Origin of the sequence: Microbacterium sp. ZW CA_36 (assembly GCF_044987475.1) — a bacterium.
Taxonomy (GTDB): domain Bacteria; phylum Actinomycetota; class Actinomycetes; order Actinomycetales; family Microbacteriaceae; genus Microbacterium.
Genome location: NZ_JBJDRL010000005.1, coordinates 49420 through 74643 on the forward strand (window position 1 = coordinate 49420; position 25224 = coordinate 74643).

At 65.9% G+C, this 25224-nt stretch carries 21 protein-coding genes; 9 read left to right on the plus strand and 12 right to left on the minus strand.

Features of this window, described 5'->3' with window-relative positions; all coding sequences use genetic code 11:
* Positions 1–87: 87 nt before the first annotated feature.
* From ACI3KX_RS04390 to ACI3KX_RS04405, 4 genes are read left to right on the plus strand one after another with little or no spacing between them, the layout of a single operon-like run.
* Positions 88–1035, plus strand: a complete 948-nt coding sequence (locus tag ACI3KX_RS04390; protein ID WP_404908020.1) for an ABC transporter permease — start codon at positions 88–90, stop codon at positions 1033–1035.
* Entirely contained in the window at positions 1032–2024 is a 993-nt protein-coding gene (locus tag ACI3KX_RS04395) for an iron chelate uptake ABC transporter family permease subunit (protein ID WP_404908022.1), read from the plus strand. The genes ACI3KX_RS04390 and ACI3KX_RS04395 overlap by 4 nt, the downstream gene beginning before the upstream one ends.
* The gene (locus ACI3KX_RS04400; RefSeq protein WP_404908024.1) at positions 2024–2776 is read left to right on the plus strand and encodes an ABC transporter ATP-binding protein; all 753 of its coding nucleotides are present in this window, start codon (positions 2024–2026) and stop codon (positions 2774–2776) included. The genes ACI3KX_RS04395 and ACI3KX_RS04400 overlap by 1 nt, the downstream gene beginning before the upstream one ends.
* Before the next feature lie 17 nt (positions 2777–2793).
* Positions 2794–3579: a siderophore-interacting protein gene (locus ACI3KX_RS04405; protein ID WP_404908026.1), complete on the plus strand. Its 786-nt coding sequence runs from the start codon at positions 2794–2796 to the stop codon at positions 3577–3579.
* A gap of 145 nt (positions 3580–3724) precedes the next feature.
* Here the strand turns inward: ACI3KX_RS04405 and ACI3KX_RS04410 are convergent, their stop codons facing one another.
* The 4 genes from ACI3KX_RS04410 to ACI3KX_RS04425 form a co-directional block, all read right to left on the minus strand.
* Positions 3725–4603 carry a tyrosine-type recombinase/integrase gene (locus ACI3KX_RS04410; RefSeq protein WP_404908029.1) on the minus strand — a complete coding sequence of 293 codons (879 nt, stop codon included), beginning with the start codon at positions 4601–4603 and terminating at the stop codon, positions 3725–3727.
* Entirely contained in the window at positions 4534–4971 is a 438-nt protein-coding gene (locus ACI3KX_RS04415) for a hypothetical protein (protein WP_404908030.1), read from the minus strand. The genes ACI3KX_RS04410 and ACI3KX_RS04415 overlap by 70 nt, the downstream gene beginning before the upstream one ends.
* A 623-nt stretch (positions 4972–5594) precedes the next feature.
* Entirely contained in the window at positions 5595–6251 is a 657-nt protein-coding gene (locus ACI3KX_RS04420) for a GntR family transcriptional regulator (RefSeq protein ID WP_404908033.1), read from the minus strand.
* Between the two features lie 11 nt (positions 6252–6262).
* Complete coding sequence (locus ACI3KX_RS04425) at positions 6263–6799, minus strand: VOC family protein (protein ID WP_404908036.1); 537 nt, start codon at positions 6797–6799, stop codon at positions 6263–6265.
* Positions 6800–6965: 166 nt separating this feature from the next.
* Here ACI3KX_RS04425 and ACI3KX_RS04430 point away from each other — a divergent pair, with 166 nt between their 5' ends.
* Together ACI3KX_RS04430 and ACI3KX_RS04435 are read left to right on the plus strand one after the other, a co-directional pair.
* On the plus strand, positions 6966–9143 hold the full coding sequence (locus ACI3KX_RS04430) for a thiamine pyrophosphate-dependent enzyme (protein ID WP_404908038.1): 2178 nt from the start codon (positions 6966–6968) through the stop codon (positions 9141–9143).
* 20 nt (positions 9144–9163) lie between these two features.
* Positions 9164–10519 (plus strand): dihydrolipoamide acetyltransferase family protein, encoded by a 1356-nt coding sequence (locus ACI3KX_RS04435; protein WP_404908040.1) that lies wholly within the window; start codon positions 9164–9166, stop codon positions 10517–10519.
* A 638-nt stretch (positions 10520–11157) separates the two neighbouring features.
* On the opposite strand, the gene ACI3KX_RS04440 is transcribed toward ACI3KX_RS04435, so the two are convergent.
* From ACI3KX_RS04440 to ACI3KX_RS04460, 5 genes are all read right to left on the minus strand, one after another.
* A complete protein-coding gene (locus tag ACI3KX_RS04440; RefSeq protein ID WP_404908042.1) occupies positions 11158–11919 on the minus strand; it encodes an SDR family NAD(P)-dependent oxidoreductase in 762 nt (253 codons plus the stop codon).
* Positions 11916–13091 (minus strand): RidA family protein, encoded by a 1176-nt coding sequence (locus ACI3KX_RS04445; RefSeq protein WP_404908045.1) that lies wholly within the window; start codon positions 13089–13091, stop codon positions 11916–11918. The genes ACI3KX_RS04440 and ACI3KX_RS04445 overlap by 4 nt, the downstream gene beginning before the upstream one ends.
* Positions 13092–13148: 57 nt before the next feature.
* The gene (locus ACI3KX_RS04450; RefSeq protein ID WP_404908048.1) at positions 13149–14672 is read right to left on the minus strand and encodes a sugar ABC transporter ATP-binding protein; all 1524 of its coding nucleotides are present in this window, start codon (positions 14670–14672) and stop codon (positions 13149–13151) included.
* A gap of 65 nt (positions 14673–14737) precedes the next feature.
* Entirely contained in the window at positions 14738–15829 is a 1092-nt protein-coding gene (locus tag ACI3KX_RS04455) for a sugar ABC transporter substrate-binding protein (protein WP_404908051.1), read from the minus strand.
* A 31-nt stretch (positions 15830–15860) separates the two neighbouring features.
* Positions 15861–16919 carry an ABC transporter permease gene (locus ACI3KX_RS04460; RefSeq protein WP_404908053.1) on the minus strand — a complete coding sequence of 353 codons (1059 nt, stop codon included), beginning with the start codon at positions 16917–16919 and terminating at the stop codon, positions 15861–15863.
* A 102-nt stretch (positions 16920–17021) separates the two neighbouring features.
* On the opposite strand from ACI3KX_RS04460, the gene ACI3KX_RS04465 reads away from it, so the two are divergent.
* Entirely contained in the window at positions 17022–18410 is a 1389-nt protein-coding gene (locus ACI3KX_RS04465) for a M24 family metallopeptidase (RefSeq protein ID WP_404908055.1), read from the plus strand.
* A 96-nt stretch (positions 18411–18506) separates the two neighbouring features.
* The gene (locus ACI3KX_RS04470) at positions 18507–19157 is read left to right on the plus strand and encodes a helix-turn-helix domain-containing protein (RefSeq protein ID WP_404908057.1); all 651 of its coding nucleotides are present in this window, start codon (positions 18507–18509) and stop codon (positions 19155–19157) included.
* A 253-nt stretch (positions 19158–19410) separates the two neighbouring features.
* On the opposite strand, the gene ACI3KX_RS04475 is transcribed toward ACI3KX_RS04470, so the two are convergent.
* The 3 genes from ACI3KX_RS04475 to ACI3KX_RS04485 all read right to left on the minus strand — a co-directional run bounded on the left by ACI3KX_RS04475 (position 19411) and on the right by ACI3KX_RS04485 (position 23167).
* Positions 19411–21081 (minus strand): FAD-dependent monooxygenase, encoded by a 1671-nt coding sequence (locus ACI3KX_RS04475; protein WP_404908059.1) that lies wholly within the window; start codon positions 21079–21081, stop codon positions 19411–19413.
* A gap of 185 nt (positions 21082–21266) precedes the next feature.
* On the minus strand, positions 21267–22112 hold the full coding sequence (locus ACI3KX_RS04480; RefSeq protein ID WP_404908062.1) for a helix-turn-helix transcriptional regulator: 846 nt from the start codon (positions 22110–22112) through the stop codon (positions 21267–21269).
* A complete protein-coding gene (locus tag ACI3KX_RS04485; RefSeq protein ID WP_404908063.1) occupies positions 22109–23167 on the minus strand; it encodes an SDR family oxidoreductase in 1059 nt (352 codons plus the stop codon). Before ACI3KX_RS04485 ends, ACI3KX_RS04480 begins: the two co-directional genes overlap by 4 nt.
* Before the next feature lie 35 nt (positions 23168–23202).
* Between ACI3KX_RS04485 and ACI3KX_RS04490 the strand changes: the two genes are divergently transcribed.
* Positions 23203–24678, plus strand: coding sequence for an aldehyde dehydrogenase family protein (locus ACI3KX_RS04490; protein WP_404908065.1), 1476 nt, complete (start codon positions 23203–23205; stop codon positions 24676–24678).
* Positions 24679–25224: the final 546 nt, after the last annotated feature.

The window sequence follows — 25224 nt, forward strand, 5'->3', positions numbered from 1 at the left end:
GCGGATGCCGCATCACCGGGAGGCCGGGAGCGCAGAGCACTGAATCGCCTGTCCCCCTCTCTGTGGATCGTCGCAGGCGCGGCCCTCGTGGCCGCCCTTGCGACGATCTCGCTGTTCATCGGCGTGGCCGAGCTCGACAGTTTCATCCTGTTCGCCAGCCGTATTCCCCGCACGGTGGCACTCGTCCTCGCAGGGGCTGCCTTCGCGATCACGGGGCTCATCATGCAACTGCTGGTGCGCAATCGCTTCGTGGAGCCCGGCACGACTGGGGCGACGGATGCCGCGAGCCTGGCGCTGCTCGCGGTGCTCCTGCTCACGCCCGGTCTGGAGCTGTGGGCGAAAGCGATCTTCGCCGCGATCGGCGCGCTGGTCGGCGTGTGCGGATTCCTTCTGCTGGCCCGTCGGATCCCCGCCCGTTCGAGCGTGCTCGTACCTATCGTCGGCATCCTCTACGCAGGCGTCATCGGTGCGGTCACCATGTTCATCGCCTACCGCGGGGAGATGCTGCAGGAGCTGCTGAGCTGGGGCGTCGGCGACTTCTCCGGCATCTTGCGCGGGCGCTACGAGATCCTCTACTTCGCCGCCGTCGCGGCGCTGATCGCCTGGATCGCCGCCGACCGCTTCACCCTGGCCGGACTCGGCGACGACACAGCCCGAGGGCTGGGACTCGACACGCGTGCAGTGATGGGTCTCGGCGTCACGATCATCGCCGTGGTCACCGGCATTCTGATGGTCGTCACCGGCGCGCTGCCGTTCCTGGGCCTGATCGCGCCGAACATCGTCAGCCGTCTCATCGGCGACAACATGCGTCGCGCCGTGCCGTTGGTCGCGCTCCTCGGCGCCTCGATCGTGCTTCTGTGCGACATCATCGGACGGCTCGTGCGCTTCCCGTTCGAGCTGCCGATCTCGCTCGTGATGGGCGTGCTCGGCGGGGCCGTGTTCCTGTGGCTGCTTCTCGGCACAGCGACCGCGGTGGACGCACCGCCCTCTGGCCGCCGCCGCCGTCCCACCGCGGTGATCGGCGAGACCCGATGACCACGGCCTTCATCGACGGCGCCAGACGCGCGGCCGGTCAGCTGCGGCACCCGACGGGCGCGCTGATCACGCTCGCCGCTATCGCGGTCGCGATCATCCTCGTGTTCGTCTTCACCGACTTGCCGGGTAAGTGGGAGTACGCGCTGGGCCTTCGCACCCGCACGATCGCCGGCATGATGATCGCCGCGGCCGCCGTCGGCACCGCGACGGTCCTCTTCCAGACGATCACCGCGAACCGGATCCTCACCCCGGGCATCATGGGGTTCGACGCCATCTTCCTCGTCATCCAGACGCTCGTCGCGTTCGCGATCGGCCCGGTGATGCTCGTCTCAGCACCACCGCTCGCCTCGTGGGCGGTCGAGCTGACGCTGATGGCCGGCACGATCGTGCTGCTGTACTGGTGGCTGTTCCAGAAACGCCGGCTCGATCTGCACGTCATCGTGCTGGCAGGACTTGTGCTCGGAGTGATGTGCCGCTCGCTCACTGCCTTCCTGCAGCGTCTGCTGGACCCCGATACGTTCGCCATCTTGCAGGATCTGACGTTCGCGAGCTTCACCTCCGTCGACCGCGAGCTGCTGCTGCCGACCGGACTGCTGGTCGCTGTCGCCCTCGTCTCGCTCTGGCCCATCCGTCACGAACTCGATGTCCTCTCGCTCGGCGAGCGCACCGCCATCTCGCTGGGCGTCGATCACCGCCGCGTGGTGATGCACGTCGTCGTCGCGATCGGCGCGATGGTCGCGGCATCAACCGCGCTCGTCGGCCCGGTCACGTTCTTCGGGCTGATCGTCGCGAACCTCGCCTACGGAGCCGTGGGTCACCGGCATCTCCGCAGCGTCCCCGCTTCGATCGCGATCGGGATCATCGCGCTCGTCGGCGGGCAGCTTCTGCTCGCACGCGCCCTGGGGTTCGGCACCGAGTTGCCCATCGTGATCGAGTTCGTCGGTGGCATCTTCTTCATCGTTCTTGTTCTGACCGGAAAGGCCCGCTGATGATCCGCACCGAGTCGGTGATCAAACGCCACGGATCCCTCGTGGCCGTCGACGACGTCACGCTCGAGATCCGCCCCGGCGTCACCGCCATCATCGGTCCGAACGGCGCCGGCAAGTCGACACTGCTCGCCGCGATCGGACGACTCATCGGCACGGAGTCGGGCGTGATCACGGTCGACGGTCTCGACGTGACGACGACGAAATCCAGAGAGCTCGCCCGTCGCCTGGCGGTCCTTCGTCAGGACAACCACCTCGCGATCCGACTCAGCGTCGACGATCTCGTCGCCTACGGGCGATTCCCGCACGGCGGCTCGGGTCGCACTCCCGATGATCGCGCGCACGTCGACCGAGCGATCGAGCTGCTGGACCTCGACGCGGTGCGGAGCCGCTTCCTCGACGAGCTCTCGGGTGGTCAGCGCCAGCGCGCGTTCGTCGCGATGACTCTCGCCCAGGACACCGACCATCTGCTCCTCGACGAGCCCCTCAACAACCTGGACCCGCGGCACGGCGTCGCCCTGATGAAGCTCGTGCGCCGCCTCGCCGATGAACAGCGGATGACGGTGGTCGTGGTGCTGCATGACATCAACGTCGCCGCTCAGTACGCGGACGACATCGTCGCGATGCGGGACGGGCGCGTGGTGCACCACGGAACGGTCGCCGATGTCATCACCGAGGACCGTCTCACCGACCTCTACGACACTCCCGCACGCGTGGCCGCGATCGCCGGCCGCCCGATCGTGCTGTGGGAATGACCGAACAAGGAGATTCCATGACCATCAACGCATTCTCGCTCGAGCCGACCGGCCTCGAGCTGCGCTTCCGCAAGACCGCTCTCGTCGCACGCGAGTGGCTGACGCCCTCATACGTGCGAGTGCGCCTCCAGGGTGGGGACCTCCAGGGCTTCGCGTCGCTCGGCGCGGACGATCACATCCGCGTTTTCTTTCCCGACGGGAACCCCGACTCCATCCAGGAGCTGCGCGCTGCGCCCAGCCGCGAGTACACGCCGCTCTCGTGGGGCGACGACTGGCTCGAGCTCGAGTTCGCGATCCACGGCGACCCCGCCGCGGGAACGGCCGGTGTCGCCGCGGCCTGGGCCGCCACCGCTCCGCTCGGCGTGATCGCCGGGATAGGCGGTCCGCGCGGGTCGAGGGTGCTCACCGGAAGGCCCGACGCGTGGGTCCTCGCAGGCGATGAGACCGCCGTGCCGGCCATCCGCCGGTTCGCCCAGGCGATGGATGCTGCCGCAGTGGGCCGGATCGTTGTGGAGGTGACGAACGCCTCGCACGAGCTCGCGATCGAGGCACCCGGCGGAGTCGTGGTCGAGTACGTGCATCGCGGCTACGCAGCTGGCGGTACCGCCTTGGCCGGGCGGCTGGATGCCCTGACGGCGGCGGACCGCCCCGAGGGTTCGGTGTTCGGCTTCATTGCCGCAGAGCAGTCCATCGTCAAGCCCGGCCGTTCTCTCCTGCTCGAACGCTGGGGCCTGGGCGCCGATCAGATCATCGTGAAGGGTTACTGGAAGGGCGGCGAGACCGAGTACCACGCACCGCATTGAGACGCTGCGGGTGAGGGCCGGGAGTTCGTGGGAAAAACCGACGAAAGAAGCAGTGCATCGCTGTGCAGCCTCGAAAGGTCGGGATCCGCGGGATGACGCAGAAAGTCAACGTTGGCGCACGGTGGAAATGTGATCCCATAAGGGTTCAAATCCCACGGTCAGCCACAATCGCCGCGGGCTCGCCGTCGTGCGAGTCGACCCACGCTGCGAGGGTCTCGACAGCCCTCCTCCCCTCGGCGGTGAGCACGTGACGGTAGGGGTCTGATGCCTCCGGGCTGCCGTGACCGCTGACACCCGCGGACGCTGCCCACGGGATTCCAGCGTGCTCGGAAAGGGTGACGTACGAATGACGGAACCAGTGCGTGGTCGCGTCTGGTCGGTCGATGCCTGCGCGAGCCAGCGCCGTTCGCAGGTCGGTGTTGTCGTCGGTGTTGGTCTTCGGCGAGCCGTTCGCACGATGCCAGATCAGCCCATGCGAGTTCGGACCGAGATCCGCGTCGCGATGAGCGCGCAGCTGCTTGATCGCCGAGCCGGTGAGGGGAATCTCGCGGGGCTGCATGTTCTTCGGGCGCACCAGCACGTGCCGATCCTCGAGTGCTACCCACTCGAGGTCTGCCGCGAGCTCGATGTGGCGTTGCGGGCAGTTGCCTGCACGCTTCCTACCGCAGTTGCCATCACAGCCGTGGGCGAATGTTGCGTCAGTGAGTGACCATGACAAGCTCGCTATGCCCCGATCAAGCTCGATGTCCTCCCAGCGGAGTGCACGTGCCTCGCCGCTGCGCAGTCCGGTGAGTAGCGCGAGCGTCCAACGCGGATCGCCCGCTCCGAGCAGCCTGCGAGCCTCCTCGCGTGTGAGCGAGGATCGGGCCTTCCCTGGGCGAGTACGTCGGGGAGGGGTGAGTGCGGCGACATTCTCGGCAATGATGCGTTCCGCCCTCGCATGCTCGAGCAGGCTCACCAGTGTGCGATGCGCGCTCGCGACGGTGGCGTCTCCGGCGCCGCGTTTTCGGACGGTGGCGTGCATGCGTCGCACGTCGACGGGGTGAGGTCGGCGGCGATGCGATGACCGAGGACCGGGAGGATGCTTGCCTTGAGGTTGGATCGATATCCGGTCAGCGTCTTCGGCTTCGTGCGGCCGGCGACGTCATCGAGCCAGGCCTGAGCCAGGTCGCTGACGCGCGTGGAGCGATCAAGAACCATGCCCATCGAGTCGCGCTCCCGGAGCATTAGGTTCAGCTTCTTGACGGCCCCGTCCTTGGTCTTGGACATCCGCGCCTTCTGTAGGCGCGTGCCGGTTTCAGGGTCAAAACCGACGTCGACGACCGCGCGCCACATCTTCCGGCTCTCCACCCAGTACAGGGCTCCCTGGCCGTGCTCACGCGACTTCGGCATGCCCGCATCGTAGCAACAAGGTATACACATAGGTGTACACATAGCCATGGCGTGCTGTGGCGAGGTGTGTCGCGAGAAGGCCGGAAATCCGCGGAAGTTGATCCGTACGATGCCCCATCAGCGGGGTGATCTCCGATTGAAGAACAGAACGAAGGTCAACCCGATTCATCCGGGGCCACTCGCTGCCGGTGGGACTGTGCTATCCAACGAATGCACCTGACCACCAGGCAGATGGCGGCCACCGATCGACGGCGGATGACGGCTTGGTCAAGCTCCGCGTCCGCGTGGAAATCGTCGCCCACGCGGCCCCAGTTCGCTGGAAGTTGTCGGGCACGGTGCCGCTGACCACTGGTCTGTTTGCCCCGAACTTGCAACGCGTCGGTGTCAGATGGCCAGGCTCCAGGCGTAGTTCACGAGACAGCTACGCAGATGGGTGGTCGGGCACGCCAAGCACCAGACGCAATGGTCGCGCGGGTACGTCTGACAGGCTGCGCAGAGAGCTCGCTTCTTGCTGGACGTGTAGGTGTGTTCCGGTCCTAGTTCAGTCGCCGCGCGAACATCGATGCGGTGAGTGGGTCCGCCGATCGCTCGGTCGCGATGCCGGGGTGCGTTCGGTACGGGGATCATTTGAACACCTCCGGGTGACGAGCGAGTTCGAGCCGGCTTCGTCGAATATGTCGTGCCAGCACCTGCTCGGCCTCGTCGGCATCGCTCAGTCTGATTGCGTTGACGATGAGGTGATGGTCGTAATGAACGCTTCGGTCGTCCTCTAGGTAGAACAGGCGCGTCGCCGCTCGGCGGTACTGCTGCGTGCGATTCCAGAGGTTCAGAACGGTAGAGCCGAGCACGCTCGTCTCTATCGCCTGAAGGCAAGATAGGTGGAACTCGCGATCGAGGCGAAGGAACCGCTCTACGTCGGTGGAGTTCTCCATCGCTTCCGCCAGACGCTCCAGACCGTCGGCGTCATCCGCGGAGAGCCGCGGGACGTTCATGCTCAAAAGGAGCGGCTCCAGCCGCTCACGCATGCGGTACATCTCCTCGCACTCGTCCATGCTGATTCGTGCCACCCAAGCGCCCGTGTTCGCCACGAGGTTCACGAGGCCTTCGGACTCGAGCATGCGGAGCGCGTCGCGTACGGGCAGGCGGCTGGCGCCGTGCAGGTCGGCCAGTTCGTCCTGCCTGATGCGTTCCCCAGGCGCGTAGGTCCCCGCGAGAATCGCATTACGGAGACTTGCCGCGATCGCTGCGCCGGTCGCGCCGTGGGATGCCCTGCTGGTCACTGGTGATCGCCTCATCGCTCCGGGTGGGCGGGGTGCCAGAGAAGGCGCGCGGCCTGCTCTTCGTACGCTTTCCCCTCTGGGAAGCTTACGAGCTCGAACTGCAGTCCCCACGGGCTACGGAAGTAGACCCAGCGCTGCCCTTCCGCGGACTGCATGCTCGCCGTCGGCGTACCCATCACCTCGACATTGTTATCGTGCAGATACTGCACGGCCGCATCCAGGTCATCAACGTAGAAAGCGATGTGGTAGCCGCCGATGTCGCTGTTGCGGGGCTGCGGGTTCTGGCCGTCCGCCGACTCGTAAAGGAACACCTCGAAGTTCGCACCCTGACCGAGACGGTAGAAGCGGATCTCGCTGATGATGGTGCGGGGATGCACACCCAGACGCGAATGCATCCAATCGCCGTCTGAACGTTTGGCGCCAAGCCGGTACACCTCATCGCAGCCCAGGATGTCGATCAGGAACGCGTGCGCTTCCTCCAGATCGGGAACCGTGAACCCGATGTGATCGGTGCCTCGGATGCCAGGGACTCCCCTCAGAGTGCTCATTCGACCTCCATGTCGTCGTCACTGCAACATCGATTGTATCCGATAGTCATCATGGCTGGAGGATAATCCGAGGTCCTCGGGTGGAACGCGCTTGTATTGGATAAAATCGTGCCCTACCATGCTGATCGACCGGTGAACCCCGGCCGTTCGAAGGAGTGAGGCGAGGATGCCGAAGAAGAAGCGCCTGCAGACCGGAGTGGACTGGTTTGAACTATCCACCACCAAGGCGGACTGGGACGCCGCCGACCCTGCGTTGTTGGGGACGATGCTCGCGCAGATGCATCTCATCCGAGCGTTCGAGGAAACGGTGCTGGAACTTGCCGGCGAGGGATTGGTGCACGGACCGGCGCATTCCAGCATCGGCCAGGAGGGTGGCGCGGTCGGCTCGATCGTCGGACTTCGATCCAGTGACGGCGTGAACGGATCCCACCGCGGGCACCACCAGTTCCTGGCCAAGGCCGTGACTCACGTCTCCGCCGGCGTGATCGACCCGAACGACCCGGTGGACTCGCAGATCCAGACAGTCCTGCAGCGGACGCTCGCCGAGATTTTGGGTCTCGCGCAGGGATACTGCCGCGGCCGCGGTGGCTCGATGCACCTTCAATGGTTTGAAGCCGGCGCCCTTGGTACCAACGCCATCGTCGGCGGTGGCGCCCCGATGGCGGCAGGAAACGCGTGGGCACAGAAGCACAGCGGCACCACCGACCTGACCATCAACTACCTCGGCGACGGTGCCGCGCAGATCGGCTCCGTCCTGGAGTCGATGAACCTCGCCGCCGCGTGGAAGCTGCCGGTCTCCTACTTCATCGAGAATAACCTGTACGCCGTTTCCACCCGCGCTGACGAGATCACCGCGGATCCGCGGTTCTCGGTGCGGGGACAGGGCTTCGGGATCCCGTCCTGGCGCGTCGACGGCATGGACCCGCTCGCTGTGTATCTCGCGATGCAGGAGGCCGCGGACCGGATGCGGTCCGGTGAGGGCCCCACCGTCATCGAGGCAGAGGTGTACCGGTTCTTCCATCAGAACGGGCCGTACCCGGGCAGCGCCTTCGGGTACCGCAGCAAGGACGAGGAAGCGTCGTGGCGTGCCCGTGACCCGCTCGACCTGGTTGCTACGCGCATGCAGGAGCGCGGCCTGATCGAGGAGTCGCATGTCACCGAGCTACGTGGCCGTGTGCAGCGAGCGATGACGGACGCCGTTGCCGAGCTGCTGGAACCGGACCCCGACAACCCCGGCAATCGGCGCATCAAGCCGTCGCTGTGGCCAGAGACCAGCTTCGTGAACGTCGGTGTCCGCGGCGACGGCAGCGAACTGAACGGACTTCCAGTCCTCGGTGAGGTACGGGAGACCCGCGCGCTCAAATTCATCGACGCTGTCGCACAGGTGATGGACCGCCGCATGGAGCTCGACGAGCGGATCGTCGTAATGGGAGAGGACGTGCACCGCCTCAATGGCGGCACCAACGGCGCCACCAAGGGCCTGGTAAAGAAGCACGGCGGCGACCGGATCCTCGGCACGCCGATCAGTGAGAACGCGTTCACCGGTCTGGCCGGCGGACTCGCCCTCGACGGACGGTTCCGGCCCGTCGTGGAGTTCATGTACCCCGACTTCATGTGGGTCGCCGCCGACCAGGTCTTCAACCAGATCGGTAAGGCGCGGCACATGTTCGGCGGCGACAACGCCGTTCCGCTCGTGCTCCGCACGAAGGTCGCGATGGGTTCGGGGTACGGCTCCCAGCACCTGATGGACCCGGCGGGCATCTTCGCGACAAACCCCGGCTGGCGGATCGTGGCGGCATCCAACGCCACCGACTATGTCGGCCTGATGAACGCAGCACTAACACTCCAGGACCCGGTGCTCGTCATCGAACACGTGGAGCTGTACGGTCAGGCCGACCAGGTGCCGGTCGGTGACCTCGACTACGTCATCCCCCCGGGCCGGGCCGCACTGGTCAAGACCGGGTCGGACCTCACCGTCCTCAGCTACCTGTCGATGGTCGGGCACACGAAGGACGCGCTCGAGCAGACCGGTGTCGATGCCGATCTGATTGATCTGCGCTGGCTCGATCGTGCGTCCATCGACTGGGACACCATCGGCGAGAGCATCAAGAAGACCAACACGGTCCTCATCGTCGAACAGGGCGCCCAAGGCACGTCGTATGGTGCGTGGCTCGCTGACGAGATTCAGCGTCGCTACTTCGACTGGCTCGACCAGCCGGTCGCTCGCGTCACAGGCCAGGAGGCGTCGCCGAGCATCTCGCGTGTGCTCGAGCGCGCGGCGATCGCCCGCACGGAAGAAGTGGTCGCCGGCCTGGAAGCCGTGCGTGCCGGATTCGGAGCCTGATCATGGCCGAAGTAATTCGCATGCCCGAAGTGCTCGCCGGCGCGACCGAGGCTGCCATCCAGACCTGGCTCATCGCTGAGGGCGCTGCGGTGGCAGTCAACCAAGGGTTGGCTGAGATCGAAACGGACAAAGCGATCGTCGAACTGACGGCCGAAGCAGCCGGAACAATCGGCCGGCTACTGGTGGCTGAGGGCGACAACGTCCGAGTCGGTGTACCGATTATGGTGCTCCTCGCCGACGGCGAGGGCCAGGATGCCATCGGACCGGCGCTCGCCGCCGCCGGGGTGCAAACGGGTGGCAACGCCTCGGCGGGCTCCCCTTCCGCCCCGGCCGCGACCCCGGGACCGCCATCGACTCCCGAGCCGGCCGCAGCGCAGCCGACGACGCCTGCTGCTCCTGCCGCCGCTCCGGCTGCGGCCCCGGCGCCCGTCACTATCGAGGTCCAGACGCCCGCGGACAGCACCCGTCGTCTATTCGCGAGCCCGCTGGTGCGCAGGCTTGCCGGCGACGCGGGAGTCGCGTTGAACCACATCCGCGGTACCGGGCCGCAAGGCCGCATCGTGCGTCGCGATCTCGAGCGTCATCTGGAGGATCGCGGGTCTTCTCTCCCGATGGCGCAGGCTGCTCCGGCGGGGGCCGCTCGGGTCGCCGCCGCGCCCGCAAGCGCACCCGCGGCAGAGGCGACCAGGGCCGACAACTTCGAGGATGTGCCCCTCGACCGAATGCGGATGGCGATTGCTCGCCGGCTCACTGAGAGCAAGTCGACCGTCCCGCACTTCTATCTCGTGGCGGACTGCCGAGTCGACGCACTCCTCGAGCTGCGGCGCACGGTCAACGAGAACGCGACCCGCAAGATCTCGGTGAACGACTTCGTCCTCAAGGCGGTCGCCGGGGCCCTGGTCGACGTCCCGGTGGCGAACGCGATCTGGTACGGCGACAGCATCCGGCGCTACAGCACGGTGGACATCTCGGTCGCCGTCGCCACCGAGGGCGGGCTGAAGACCCCGGTGGTCCGCGGTGTCGAGCGATTGTCGCTCAGCGAGGTCAGCGCTACCGTCGCTGAGATGGCCGGCCGGGCGCGCGAAGGCCGGCTCAAGCAGAACGAACTGGAGGGCGGCAGCTTCTCTGTCTCGAACCTCGGGATGTACGGCACCAGCCAGTTCTCCGCGATTCTCAACCCGCCCCAGTCGGGCATCCTCGCGGTGGGAGCTGCCCGAGCGATGCCCTTGGTCGGCACGGGCGGCGAGCTGACGGTGGGTCAGGTGATGACGGTCACCCTATCTGCCGACCATCGCGTGCTCGACGGCGCGGTCGCGGCGGAATGGCTGGCTGCATTCCAGCGGCGCATCGAGAACCCCTTCACCATCCTCATTTGATGCCAGGGTGTCTTCGATCGCGTGCAAGTACCCGCCGAGCGTAAGAACATCGACAGAGCCACCACTTGTACAGCGAGGCTTCGCTCACGCCCGACTCGCGGGCGATGCGGCTCAAAGGGTCACGTTACCCATGCCCTCACTCAATTGCAGCGTTCCGGCGGTTCGGAGCACGACAGCACAGACTCCGTCGGCCGGGCGGCGGCCGGGGTCGCGTCGCTGCAGGCTTCCTGCTGACGTGAGGGGGAGTCCGGCACCACTGAGTCCTCGTGCTCGCTGCGGAGACATAGTCAGTGCGGCCTGTGGCGGCCAGGCAGCGGGACTCAGCTGATCGTCAGCGCTCTTCGGAAGAGGCGCTTACGTTCTGGATCCTTCATGCCGGGTGACCTTGAGTGCCCGGGGGTGGTGGAGGGAACTCGCGCGACCGGGGTGGGCCCTAGCACTGCCTCGCTCACCCCGGTCGCTGTGGTGCGGCGCCTGCACTGCGCGCTGATGCAACGTCTCAAGAGATCGCGGGTGCGGCCGGGCAATTCCAGCGGGCCAGCACGGCAGGAAGAATCCTCGGGCCTTCTCCGCGCCATCTTCGTCGCATGTCGTAACAGCGAAGGATCCGTTGCGACGTGCGACGAGGTTCAGCGTCCCTAGAGCGACTCACCGCCGTCGAGGACGAGGTCGTGTCCGACGGTGTACCCGGACTCCGGTGACGACAGCCACAAGGCTGCGGCCACGATCTCGTGCTGATAGCCGGCGCGGCCGAGCGGGATGATGTCCTGCATTCGTGACGCCTTCTCCTCGGCAGTTTCGCCCGGGCGCGTCGACATCACGTTGTCGATCGGGCCCGCGCTGATGCAATTCACCCGGATTCCCGACCCTATGACCTCTCGTGCGGCCGCGCGCGTCAGCGCGCTCACCGCGGCCTTACTCGCGATGTAAGCGACCATCCCTGGGGCCACCATGTGTGCGCCCAGGTTGGACGACATGTTCACGATTACGCCGCCACCGCTACGCTTCATGGCGCGGATCTGGTGCTTCATGCCGAGGAATACTCCGGTCACGTTGAGTGACATGACCGCGTCCCAGTCGGTGAGCTCAAAATCCTCGATCGGCGCCAGCATGAATGTGCCCGCACAGTTGAAGGCGATATCCAGGCGACCCCGCCACGCCAGGATCGCGTCGATCGCCGACTCAACGTCGGACTCGTAGGTGACATCGGTCGGTACGACGAGTGCCTCGCCGCCCTTATCACGGATGTGCGCAGCGGTAGCGTCAAGTGTGTCCTGTGACCGCCCGAGCAACGCCACCGCGGCACCTTCGCGGGCGTATGCGATCGCGGCGTCCTGGCCGACGCCGGTGCCGGCGCCGGTGACCAGGGCGGTAATGCCTTCAAAGCGCTTGGTCGTCATGCTCCGTTCCCTTCCGGCAGCCACGCGGTGGCGGAGATCTCGTGAAGGTACCCTTCCATCCAAAGCCCGGGCACCTGAACGGCCGACCAGGCGGGCCCAGCCTCTTCGAAGTGCGCGGCTGCCTCGTCCAGCACGACGGGAAGGTTCCGCAGATCCTTGTGGAACGAGGTCACTTCGATGACGTCGGCCATGGTGGCGCCGAAGATTGCGAGCGACTCGGCCATAGAGTGCCAGATGTACTCGGCCTGGGCGCGAGGGTCGCCGGGGGCATGCACGGACTGATCCGGATTGCATGCCACCTGGCCGGCGATAGTGATCAGGCGCCCACCCGCCTTCTTGGCCGCCCCGGCGATCGGGTAGAAGCCCTTCCACCAGATGGAGTCCGGCGTGGCCGCCACGCGTCGACCGGGCGACATGTCTCCTATGCTTCGGAACGTACTCAAAGTTCCCGGCGACGCGAGGCCCAGGGCGCCCAGGTGGCTGGTCGTCGGCGCATTGTCGGGGTCAACGCCCCGCAAGAGTTCGGGGATGTAGACGGTGGCCAGGGTGGGCTCTGCGCCACGGATGTCCTCATGGAACGAGGTGAAGTCAAGCAGGTCGTCCAGGCTGCTGCCTACCTCTGCGACCGCTTCGAGGAGGAGTTCGTAGGCCTTCCGCGCCTGTGGGATGTGCAACTGCGGGATGGGGGCGCTTCCGTCGGGCTCTAGTCCTGACTGGCCCGAGACGAAGAGGTAGTCTCCCTTGCGCACAACCGCCGCGCCCGGGAATCTCTTGCGCCACGATTGAGCGGCAGGGGTGGCTGTGAATCGGGGCAGATCTCCGGTGTGCGCGATGACGCGGGCGGCCACAAGCGCTGCGGGGTGGCGCGTGCCGCTGACTGCCGCGAGTGTCCAGGCAGCTCCCTCGCGGTTGCTTGCGTTGAAGCCCTGCCGCCACACAGAATCGATCTCTCGCGGCTCCTTCACGAAGACGACGACGTCAACGATGTCGTCGAGGCTGGCGCCGTGATCCTGCAGTTCGAGAGCAACTTTCTGCCATACGACTCGCGCCTGACCAAGCACGTCGCCGGGGTACTGAATGGTGCCGTCCTCGTCGGTCGCGTCGGTCGCGCCTACGTAGACGAGGTCTCCCGCGCGCCGGCTACGCCGTGAGAGGAGGTCGTGAGATGGCATGGTCTTCCTTCGGTGGTGTGTTCACATCTTCGGTGGGGCGATAGGCGACGGCAATACCTAGCCGAGCGCGTGGCGGAGGATTTCCTGGTAGGACGTTGAACTGTCGAGGGTCGCAACCAGTTCTCCGCGTGTCAGCACATGGATGACGTCGGCCAGATCCACAAGATCCTCGAATTCCGATGTTGCGATCACGACGCTGCAGCCGTCCTCGGTAGCGAGTCGGCTGAGCAGGGCGCGGACCTCGGCCTTCGCGTTGACGTCGATGCCCTGGGTGGGTTCGTCGACCAGGATGACCTTCGGTGAACTGATGACTGCGCGAGCCAGGGCGACTTTCTGCTGGTTTCCTCCGGAGAGGGTGCCAGCGGGTTGTTGCAGTGAGCCGTATCGTGTGCTCAGACTGCCCAAGAGCGTTGCCGCCTGCCGTGTCTCCTTGCGGCGCCTGCGCAGGCCGAATCGGTGTAGCGGACCGGTTCCTGCCGTGGGCTGTGCGAGGTTATCCACAAGCGTGGCCTTTGTGATCACTCCGCCGACGCGCCGGTCGGCGGGAACGAGGACGATCCCGGCCCGATAGCGGCGACGAGCCTTCGGCGATAACGACTTGCCGCCGAGGCGCACAGTTCCCTCGTCTGATTGGCTACGGCCGGCGATTGCGGCGAGCAGCTGACTCTGACCGGACCCCTGTACACCCGCGATTCCGATGATCTGGCCGGCAGGCGCATCAAACGTGACGTCGGAGAATCCGCCGGCGGCGGTGAGCCCTTGGATTCTCAGCCCCTCACCTGTTGATCGCTTCGCTTTGTGAGTCTTCGCCTCGAGCTCGTGCAGCGACTCGCGCGCGGACTCGGTGGTGATCCGGCTCATGTCCGCGACGATCTGATCGATCGTAAAGGCGCCGCGTTCGACGGACGACACCAACCGTCCGTCCCGCAGGACGGAGACGCGGTCCGCCAGGCGCTCGACCTCAGACAGGCGGTGCGTCACGTACACGATCGCGACGCCTTCGGATCGGAGAGCTTGGATTCGATCGAGGAGTGCTTCGGAGTCCGAGGCCGACAGGGCCGCGGTGGGCTCGTCCAGCACCAGAACGGAACCCGGGCGTGCGAGGGCGCGAGCAATCTGCATGAGCCGGATCTCAGGAACGCTCAGGCTCGAGGCGAGCGTTTCCGCGTCGAATCCGGCCCCGACGCGGAACAGCGCGTCATCGACGCGGGTCCGCTCCGCGCGGCTCAGTCGGTTGCGGGCGACGCCTATTCCCTCGTCGCCGAGGAGAATGTTGCGCCCGACCGATAGCTCGGGGACGGCAACGACATCCTGTGGGATGAGGTGGATGCCTCGCTGCTGGGCACTGCGGGGAGTCCGCAGCACCGACGGGTAGCCGTCGATGACCACCTCGCCGGAGGTGGGCTGGTAGATGCCCGTCATGATCTTGATCAGCGTCGACTTGCCGGCGCCGTTCTCACCAAGGACCGCGTGGGTCTCGCCACGCCGGAACGTGAGTGACACGTCTCGAAGGACGGTCACCGGGCCGAAGCTCTTGCACACGTTCTGGAGATCCAGGGCTACTGCGCGTGGGTCGATCATCGTAGTTCCTTCGTATTCGTTGAGAACGACCGGGCCGGAGGCCTCCGGCCCGGAAGCGCGACCGCCTATTTGGCGACGAATTCTTCTGGATAGAGCTCTCCGTCGGCACTGGGGGATCCGATGTCCGCGACGCTGTAGACGTCCTGAGGCATGCACGTGATCCTCGGGATGCTGTCGCCGTTCAGAACGCTGATGGCCTGGTAAACCGGCTCCGAGCCCATCCACACGTTGTCGAGCTGCATGGTTTCTTTCAGCGACCCGTCCTGCAGCGCGGTGATCGCGGCCGGCTCATAACCAGTGGTTACGAATGGGATGCCGGCGTACTGGGCCGGCAGCGAGCCCGGGAGCAGTTGGTAGAAGAACACCGAGTACACCCACTCCACACCGGGGTTAGCCTGTGCCGCCGCGGTGAAGTCGGAGAGCCCCACGGAAGGGTCCACCGGCTGAGTGGGGCTCGCGACGATCTCAAAATCGGGGTACTCCTCCTTGATGCGGTCGGTGAATCCGGCCGCCCGCTTGACAGACCAGGTGGCTGTCGCCGGACCCGCGATGAGAACACCCTTGCCGCCGTCGGGGTGCAGCTTGGCAAGCTGGTCCGCACCCGCGACGCCGATCGCGTAGTCGTCTTGCACGACCGTTCCCGCCTGCTCGGAGGAGGCAAGCTCGGTGCTAGTGACAATCACTGGGATGTCAGCTTCCTGCGCTGCTTTGAGCACCGGCAATGATCCGCGGGGGTCGACAGGCTGGATCACGATCGCGTCCGCGCCCTGCTGGATCGCCGTCTGCGCTTGCGTGAGCTGCGCCTCCGGTGTGGTGTACCCGCTGCCGGCCTGGATCGTGACTTCCACGCCCGACTGCTCGGCAGCCTGGGTCGCCCCGTACGCCATCGCCTGGTAGTAGTAACCGGACAGGCTCGCCAGCAGGACGGTGATCTCGTACCGTTCGTCGGCCCGGGGGGCTTCGGCGTTGAGGAGTTCGTCGGTCGTGGGCGAGGCTTCGCAGGGGATCGGGGCTAGCTTGTCGGCGTAGCCGCCGTTGTCGGCCGCGGCCGAGGCTTCTGCGGATCCGGGAGCGTTCGTGCAGCCGGCGACGACGAGAGCCGTCATCACCGCCAGCGTGAGTGCCCCGCCAGTGCGGGTAGTGCGGGTGATGTTCATTGCTGTGATACTCCCTTGCGTTTGTCTTTATTCAGGAGGATGGGGAGGTCTCTGTCCGGGCGGTCCGGAGCGTGCCCCAGGAGCGTCGGAAGCGAAGCTGGCCCTTCAGTTGAGACAGCCAAACCGCACCGATCAGCACGACGCCTGTGACCATTTGCTGGGTGAACTGGGAAACAGCTCCGATGTCGAGTCCGATCGTGACGAGCGTCAGTAGCAGGGCACCAAGCACAACGCCGCCGATGCGACCCACGCCGCCGCCGATCGCGACGCCGCCGATTACGACCGCGGCAATCGACAGTAGGTCGTACTGACCGCCCAGGCTGGGCTGCCCGATGCCCACGCGAGCGGCGAGCACGACGCCGCCCAGTGCGGATAGCAGACCGCTCATTAGGTATGCGAACACCTGGACTGCCCACACGCGCGTGCCGGCCAGCGAGCTCGCCTCGCTACTGCCGCCCACCGCGTACACCTGCAGCCCCACGCGCGTGTAGGACAGCAGCAACCATACGAGTGCGATGACGATCGCGCCGATGCCTGCAGCGCTGGGGATACCGAGCATCCAGGTCCCACCGCCCCAGTTCTCGGTGAACCGGTCCGGGAGCCCCGCGATCGACGAACCTCCGGCGAGAGTGTTCCCGAAACCGCCCAGGAACGTGAGGGTTCCTAGGGTCACTACGAAGGGACTGATTTTCAGCACAGCGATGCATACGCCGTTGACGACGCCAACCAGTGCCCCGGCCATCAGAGCGAAGGCGATGCTCGACTCGACGGTGTAGTTGTTCACCATCGCGAGGGCGGCGATGGTGCTCGCAAATCCCATGTTGGCGGCGACAGACAGGTCGAAGCCCCCGACCAGGATCGGGAAGGTCTGAGCTGCGGCGACGATGACCAGGATGCCGAGCTGCTGGCCCAGCAGACTCAGCGTGCCGACGCTGAAGAACTTCTCTCCCAGCGTCAGCGCGAAGACACCCGCGAGAACGATGATGCCTGCGGCAATGAGCAGCTCGTTGGACAGGCGACTGATCCCGTCCCTCCGAGGGGCCCGGACGGTGGAGATTCGGTCGCTGACCGTTGCATTCGCCTTAGACACGCGAGGAACATAACACATACTGAACGGCGTGTGAAGTAACACTTGACACTGTTTACAGTCTCTAAATAGGCTTGTTACACGGCAAGATGAAGGAGTCGCTAGATGAACACGGCAACGACGGGCACGAACGCAGTCGACTGGGAACAGCGCGTCGACTTCGATCGTCTCCGGTCCCAGCGGCTTCAGCGCTTAAAGCGGGAGCTGGACCGCTCAGACCTCGGCGCGGTTCTCGCGTTCGACTTCGCCAACATCCGGTACATGTCTGCCACCCACATCGGCACTTGGGCGATTGACAAGCTCATCCGGTTCGCGTTGCTGACGCGCCACACTGATCCAATCGTCTGGGACTTCGGTTCGGCCGCCAAACACCACCAGCAATTCAACCCGTGGCTGTCGACGACGACCGCTGAGCTGGACTCCGACCCTCACGCACCGCATCACGGTGCGGTGCGTCCGCGTCGCGAGTCGGGTGCGCGGGCGGGTATCTCAACTCTCCGCGGCGCCTTCCATCCGGATGCTGGCATCGCTCGCGACGTAGCGCGCAAGATTAAGCGCGAGCTCGAGGAGTTCGGCGTCGCGGATCAGCCGCTCGGCGTCGACGTGGTCGAGCCTCCGATCCTGTTCGCCCTGCAGGATGAGGGCATCCAGGTCGTGGATGGGCAGCAGGTCTTCCTCTCCGCACGTGTGGTCAAGACCCAGGACGAGGTGAGTCTGCTCACCGGCGCGGCGTCCATGGTTGATGCTGCCTACGACAAGCTCTATGAGTTCCTTCGCCCAGGGGTTCGGGAGAACGAGACGGTCGGCCTGGTGGCGAAGACGCTGTACGACCTCGGTTCTGAATATGTCGAAGGTGTCAACGCGATCTCTGGCGAGCGCTGCTCGCCGCACCCGCACGTCTACTCCGATCGCATCATCCGCCCCGGCGACCCTGCGTTCTTCGATGTCCTGCACAGCTTCAACGGATACCGGACGTGTTACTACCGGACGTTCGCAGTGGGGTCGGCGAGCCGCGCGCAGGCCGACGCATATAGGCGAGCGCGGGAATACATGGACCGGGCCATCGCGCTCGTGCGACCTGGGGTTACCACCGCAGACGTCGTAAGGGAGTGGCCCGCCGCACAGGAGTTCGGGTTCCCCGACGAGGAAGCTGCCTTCGCTCTGCAGTACGGGCATGGGGTCGGTCTTTCGATCTGGGAGAAGCCAATCTTCTCGCGACTGGTCTCGTTCGATCACCCGGAGGAGCTGAAGGAAGGAATGTTCTTCGCTCTCGAGACATACTGGCCCTCGGCTGATGGCGTTGGGGCTGCGCGCATCGAAGAGGAAGTGCTGGTTACCGCCACCGGCTGCGAAGTAGTAACGAAGTTCCCCGCCGAGGAGTTGCTGATTGCGGGTAAGCGCTACTACTCGGTCGGGGGGGAGCTGCCGACTGTGCGGAGCTCACAGTCGCATCTCAACACGGTTGCTGGGCGGGGAACGAGCGTAGTTGGCTGAGAGTTGGCCGGCTGACCACCCGGAATCAACGCGGTGGGCCGCACTAATGTGGTTCGCGAGCGGCTGGTCTCGGCCTCGTCCCGGTTGGAGGAGTACATGAACAACTTGGGTGAGCGAATAAAGGATGCCCGAATTCGTGCCGGTTTGTCCTTGCGCGGTCTGGCTCGCCAGGCCGACGTCTCGCCGTCCTTCGTGTCCCAGATCGAGAACGGCAAATCCCAGCCATCCGTCGCGACCCTCTACGGGTTTGCCCGCATCCTCGACATCTCCGTCGACGAACTCTTCGACGAGCGCAGTGCTGGGCAGGCTCCGCTGGTAGATGGGTGGGGGCCGGATGGTGAAAATAACCCGATCAACGCGTGGGTTCCCAGCGAGTTCTCCAGTCGCGTTTCCGTCGTTCATCCGGCGCACCGTGCACATCTGGAGATGGCGGACGGTGTGCGATGGGAGCGGCTGGCCGCGACGCCGGAGCAAGGGATGGCATTCCTGCGGATAATCTACGCTCCTGGTGCCACGTCAACGGCCGGTGGTGATCTGGTGGGTCACGAAGGGTATGAGTACGGGTACGTGCTGAAAGGCATGCTCGAGGTCACTATCGGGGCCGAGGTGTTCGTGCTGAAGGAAGGCGACACCTTGGGCTTCGACTCCACGATTCCCCATGTGTTGCGCAATATCGGAGACGATGAGTTCATCGGCGTCTGGTTCGTCCACAGTCGTCGCCATGGGGCGCCTCACCCACCCAGCTGAGCATTGCCAGCCCGAACGGTGATGCTCTGCGACCGTCGTCAGCCTCTCCACCGAGTGAAGTAGGAGCAATGAGGCGCGTCGGTGCACGACGGAGAACACAAGTTCGGACCTCCGCGTTGACGCAGGAGGCAGTGACCGCAAACTCGCACCACGGCGGCAGAGCATCCAGGGACGGTCCATATCGCGGATGCTTTGGCTGCCGAGTACTCTGCGGTAAGTGAACCGCTGCGTCATAGGCAGCACATGGCAGCCTTCAGGCTGCGGCCACAAGTGCGTGCTCGGTCGATACGCGTCCCGTTGCGACTTCCAGCACGGACGCGAAGTCGATGTCTTCTGATCCGCGCCACGCCACGTGTTGATCGGGTCGCACGAGCACGAGCGGGGCGCCGTACAGCGCGCGGGCTCGCGGATGGTCGAGGACAAGGGACGTCAGCGGCACGCCGCGCTCGGCGGCCGCAGCGAGGGCCTGCTCGGCGGCTGCCTCCGCACCCGGTGCTACCACCAATGTGAATTCCGGGCCGAACGCCTCGTACAGCGACGTGCCGTCGGCGAGGCGCATGTGGGGAGCGCGGTGGCCGGGCTTGGCGACGGGGTCGTAACTCAGCGACGACCACGGGGTGACGGCTGAGTCGTCGGTGGCGATCACAGCGCTGGCGTACCGCTGGTCGAGCACGATGCCGCGTGCAATGTACTGCTGTCGCGTGGCGCGCCAGAGACGTTCACCCCAAGAGCGGCGGCGGGCCTCGGCGGCGACGCCGGTGGCGAGGTAGTCGGTCGCGCCCATCTCGGTCATGATGGCCTTCGCCTCGCTGACGAACCGTGCGACGTTGCCGGACGCTTCTGCGGCGTTACGGATGGCGACTGGGCGCCGCTCTTGCTCGTAGCTGTCGAGCAGGGCATCGCCGGCCCACCCGCCAAGTACCGCGGCGAGCTTCCAGCCGAGGTCGACCGCGTCGCCGACGCCGGAGTTGAGGTTGTGCCCCCCGAACGGAGCGTACAGGTGCGCAGCGTCGCCGGCGAGGAACAAGCGACCGGCGCGGTAAGCGTCCGCTATACGCTCGTGCACCTTGTAGACGCCCGCGTACACGTACTCCACTTCCTCGAACGTATCTTGCCCAATGATGCGGCGGCCGAGCTTCTGCAGGTCGATGTCGGCGATGTCAACGTCGACCGGGTAGCCGGGCACGTGCGCGCAGAACAGGTCGCTGCCGATCGGCACCACCAGGGCACCACCCTCGGGGTGCGTGAGGTTCGAGAACGCCGCCGGCGTCGGACGGTAGTCCTCGAGCACGCCTGGCGCACGAAAGTGCAGCAGCAGCGTCGCGCTGATGCCGCCGCGACCCGAGCGGGTGATGCCAGCCGTGCTGCGCACGATGCTCTGAGCACCATCCGCGCCGACGGCGTAGTCCGCGCCGATGTGCCGTTCCTCGCCGGTCTCGACGTGTCGGAGCAGCGCCGTCACTGCACCGCCCTGCTCGATCCGCACGACTTCCCATCCCGCGGCGTAGCCGGCGCCCGCCCGCTGCATCGCGGCCCGCATCACCCGCAGCGTGTCGGGCTGCATGACGACCTGGGCGCGTTCGCGCAGATCCTCCGACTCGTGTTCGCTGTGGAAGTCGAACCCTTCGCGGAAATGCCCGAGATCGCGGCCCGTGAGCGAGGTAGCGAAGGTTACGCCCTGCAGCCAGCCGTCCGGAGTGACAGCGGCTGCGCGGATTTCGTCGGCGATGCCCCACCGCGCCATGTGTTCCAGCGTCCGAGGGTTCAACAGCATCGCTTTGACGGGCACAGCGGGGGTCGTCAGGTCCTTCTCGACGACGACGGCGTCGACGCCGCGCGAGGCGAGTTCGATCGCTAGCGCGCAGCCGACCGGCCCGCCGCCGACGATCAGGACGGAGGTACGGGTGGGGATGTCGAAGTCCATGTTCGGGCACTCCTTGAATCGGGCAGCAGCGAGGATACGTTCGACGATAGGCGTCAGATATTTCCCCTGCTGCCACTCTCGGTCACTGGCGGGTAACCAAGTTCTCTCGGCCTCGGAGCGGGTGATGGGAGAGGTCCGAAACGCCCGCGAAATCCGGGGTTCTCGACCGACCCGCGCGGCCCGGATCAGCTCGTCGCCACGGATTGGGTGCCGAGCACCGAAAGCAGGGTTAGCTTCTCCTGGCTCTCGCTACCGGGCTCCGCAGTGAATACTGTGAGCGCCTGTTGTTGGTCGGGGTCGACGAGCGTCTGCCCATAGACCTCGATCCTTCCGACATCGGGATGCAGGATGGTCTTCGCCTCGCAGTAGAGTCCGGGGACGGGCTTGCTCTTCCAGAGTTCGGCAAACTCCGCGCTGTGCTCGGTGAGTCGGCGCACCAGGGCAGTCACTTGCCGCTCCAGCGCTAGGTTGCCTGACGCCGAAACGAGATGCCCCACGATTGATTCGGAGTGCCGGGCATGATCGACCTCGGGAGTACGCGCGCGTTCGGACGGGTCGGTGAACCACCGGTAGATTCGGCTCCGGGCAGGGCCTTCGTACCCGGTTTCATCGCCGAATAGCGCCCTGGCGAGCGGCGTCTGAACCAGCGTTTCACCCAGCGGCGTCACGACGTTCGCCGCCGTGTCGGTCAGGCGGGCTAGCACCCGCCCCAACCCTGCATTCACATGGTGGCCTCCCGCGACACGCGGCGGCACGGCGATCCCGGCCAAGCGGAACAGGTGGTCACGCTCGTCGAGAGTGAGTTGCAGAGCGCGCGCGAGGGCTCCGAGCACCTGGTCGGACGGTGCGGGGCCTTCGGGCTGCTCGATCTTGCTGTAGTAGTCACTGGAGATCCCTGCCAGCGACGCGACCTCCTCGCGACGAAGGCCCGGCGTGCGGCGTCGCCGACCGCTGGGCAGCCCCACGTCACCGGGCTGCAACGCCTCCCGGCGGGAGCGCAGGAAACGGGCGAGGTCTGCTCGACGAGTCATGCCTTCGACTCCGCGGTATTGAAGTGGAAGTCGACACCGATCTGCTCAACCGAACGGTCCCACACTGCACGCGCGAGCAGCGCGTCGGTCGCGACCGGATAGATACGCTGTTCGCCCGCGCTCCCAGTGAAGTGCCCGGGTCCATCGGGGCCGTAGAATCGCCCGCCCTCAGCATTGGGATGCGCCGCCGCCAGCAGCGCCGGCTGGGCGCCATCCGCGGGTTGCTGGACGAAGAGCCCCGCCCGCGCGAACGCGCCAACAATCTTCGCGAGCAGTGCGGGCCGTGACCGACCCATGTTCGGCCCTGCGCTGTAGAGGTTTGTGAGCGTCGTTCCCGGATGGGCTACGTTGCTGCGCAGCGCTGCGCCGGTGTCCTGCGCCCGCCGGTCGAGTTCCAGCGCGAACAACATCTGGGCGAGCTTCGAGTTCATGTAGGCGCGCGCGGTCGAGAAACGGCGTTCACTGTGAAAATCGTCGAGGTCGATGCGACCCGACTTTGCCGCGGCGCTTCCCATGCTGGTGACACGAGTGCCGGGCATGCGTAGCAACGGAAGGAGTCGACCAATGAATGCCATGTGTCCCAGGTGGTTGGTGGCCATTTGTAGTTCGAATCCATCCTCCGTCACCACGCGGGTGGGTGGGGTCATGATGCCCGCATTGGCAATGAGGATGTCGATGCTCGTCCCCTCATCCAGCAGTGTGTCGGCGGCTTGACGCACCGATGCAAGGGACGCCAGATCCAGCGGCACAGTCGCCACCTCGAGCCCGCGATGCGCGTCGCGTAGCCGCTGCAGCGCCGCCTGCCCTTTCGAGGGGGTGCGAAACGGCAACACGAGCGAGGCGCCTGCCCCGGCGATTCGGTCGGCGATGATCGCTCCGATACCGTCGCTCGCGCCGGTGATCAGCACCCGCTTGCCTGTGAGATCGGGAAGGCGGACGCCGACAGTACTCCTGGTCATGGTTCCTCCGTGCTTCGGGTTGAAGTTCTCATCTTGCGGTGCAGGTGGACAGGGATCCATGCCAAAAAGGGGCAAGGGAATCGGGGTGTCAGCCATGCCAGGAGCGAGCATGGTGCATCGCAGACGTCGTGATGAAGCTGGAGAACATGACTGAAACTCACCCTCACCTCAGCGTCGGCGGCCACTGGATCGCAGGCGTCTTCACCGAAGACTCTCCGTCCCGCAGCGCCGTTACGAGCCCCGTGACCGGAGCTGTCGTGGCGACCGTCCCGTCTGGAACCGCCGCGGACGTCGATGCCGCGGTTGCCGCTGCGCGTGCGGCTCTGCCGGGCTGGTCGTCATGGTCGCCCCTATCCCGTGCCGAAGCTCTCGAACGCATGGCCGCCGAGTTGACCGCGCGCAACGAGGAGATCGCGCAGGCGATCACCGCGGAGATCGGCGTACCCATCTCACTGTCGCGTGCCGCTCAGGCGGCCCTGCCGCCCGCGGTCGCAGTCGCCACAGCGCAGATCGTGTCCGAGATTCATTGGGAGCAGCGGATCGGCGACTCGCTGATCGTTCGCGAGCCAGTCGGTGTCGTCGGCGCCATCACCCCCTGGAACTTCCCGCTTCAGCAAACGATGACAAAGCTCGCCCCGGCGCTGCTCGCGGGCAACACCGTGGTGTTCAAGCCCGCGGAACTGGCCCCGCTGACGGCCGCGATCCTTGCGCGTGCGATCGAGGATGCGGGCATCCCCGCAGGGGTCTTCAACGTCGTTTTCGGCGCCGGTGGCGTGGTCGGGGAGGCGCTCGCCGCGCACCCCGATGTCAACATGATTTCCTTCACTGGCTCGACAGCCGCGGGTAAGCGCGTCGCTGTCGTCGCATCCGGGACCGTCAAGCGGGTGGCACTCGAGCTCGGCGGCAAGAGTGCCAACATCGTGCTCGACGGTGCCGACCTGGACGCAGTTGCTGCGCATACCCTCATGAACTCCTGGACGAACAGCGGTCAGGCTTGCGGCGCGTGGACGCGCTTGCTCGTTCCTTCGAACCTGCATGACGAGCTCGTCGAGCGGTTGGTCGCGGCGGCTGCTGAGTATTCGGTTGGTGACCCTTCAGACCCCGCGGTGCGGGTGGGGCCGCTCGCTTCGGAGAAGCAGTGGGAGCGCGTCAACGGATACATCAAACGCGGCATCGCCGATGGTGCGACCCTCGCATATGGTGGCCCGGGGCGCGTCGAAGGCTTGGAGACAGGCGCGTTCGTGCGGCCGACCATCTTCGCTCGCGTCGATCCTGATTCCGCCATCGCGCAGGAGGAGATCTTCGGGCCGGTGCTTTCGGTGATCGCTTATGACGACGTCGACCAGGCGGTAGAGATCGCCGACTCGACGATGTATGGACTGACAGCCGCCGTGTTCGGTCCTCACAATGAGGCCGTGGCAGTGGCACGTCGCTTGCACGTTGGGCAGGTGTATCTCAACGGTGCGGGCTTGAACATGCGAGCGCCGTTCGGCGGATACAAGCAGTCCGGCAACAGCCGAGAGTTCGGCACGTTCGGAATCGAAGAGTTCACCGAGCTGAAGGCGATCCAACTCGGCGAGGCGCAGACGGGCGGCGTAGCGCTGTAATCGGACATATGTGCGGGGGCTTCGGGGAGGTCGTGATTCGCCTCCCGGATGCCCCTGCCGTCCGGAGCTCACGCGACCACGACCAGCTGCTCCCCGACGACGTCGGGTCGGTGGGGATTAGACGCTGCGACGGATACGGAGGCGGTATGACCGCGAGGGATGTTCAGCACGCGCCCATCCATCTTTACCGTGAGTGTTGTCGGCGAGCCAGCCGACGCCAGCCGACGGGTTGTCCGGGTCGAGATCGAGCACGGCCACACGCTAGGTGAGTGATGAGCGCCCGGTACGGACGGCGAGGCCGACAGCGGAGGCGCCGACAAGGGGGAGGGCGTGGACATCGGCGAACTCGAAGATGTCTGTCCGGGGCGTGTTCGGGGGCAACGAGGTCACGCGGCTACTGGCGCCTAGCGCGCGGTCGATGGCGACGTCGGCGTGTCAGTGTTGACGATGTTGCGGGTAGAGGGTCATGAAATGAGATGAGCATCGCACGACTTGCGAGAGCGGAAGATCATGCTCGTGGTGCTGCCGTCCTGGCGGAGGTGTCGT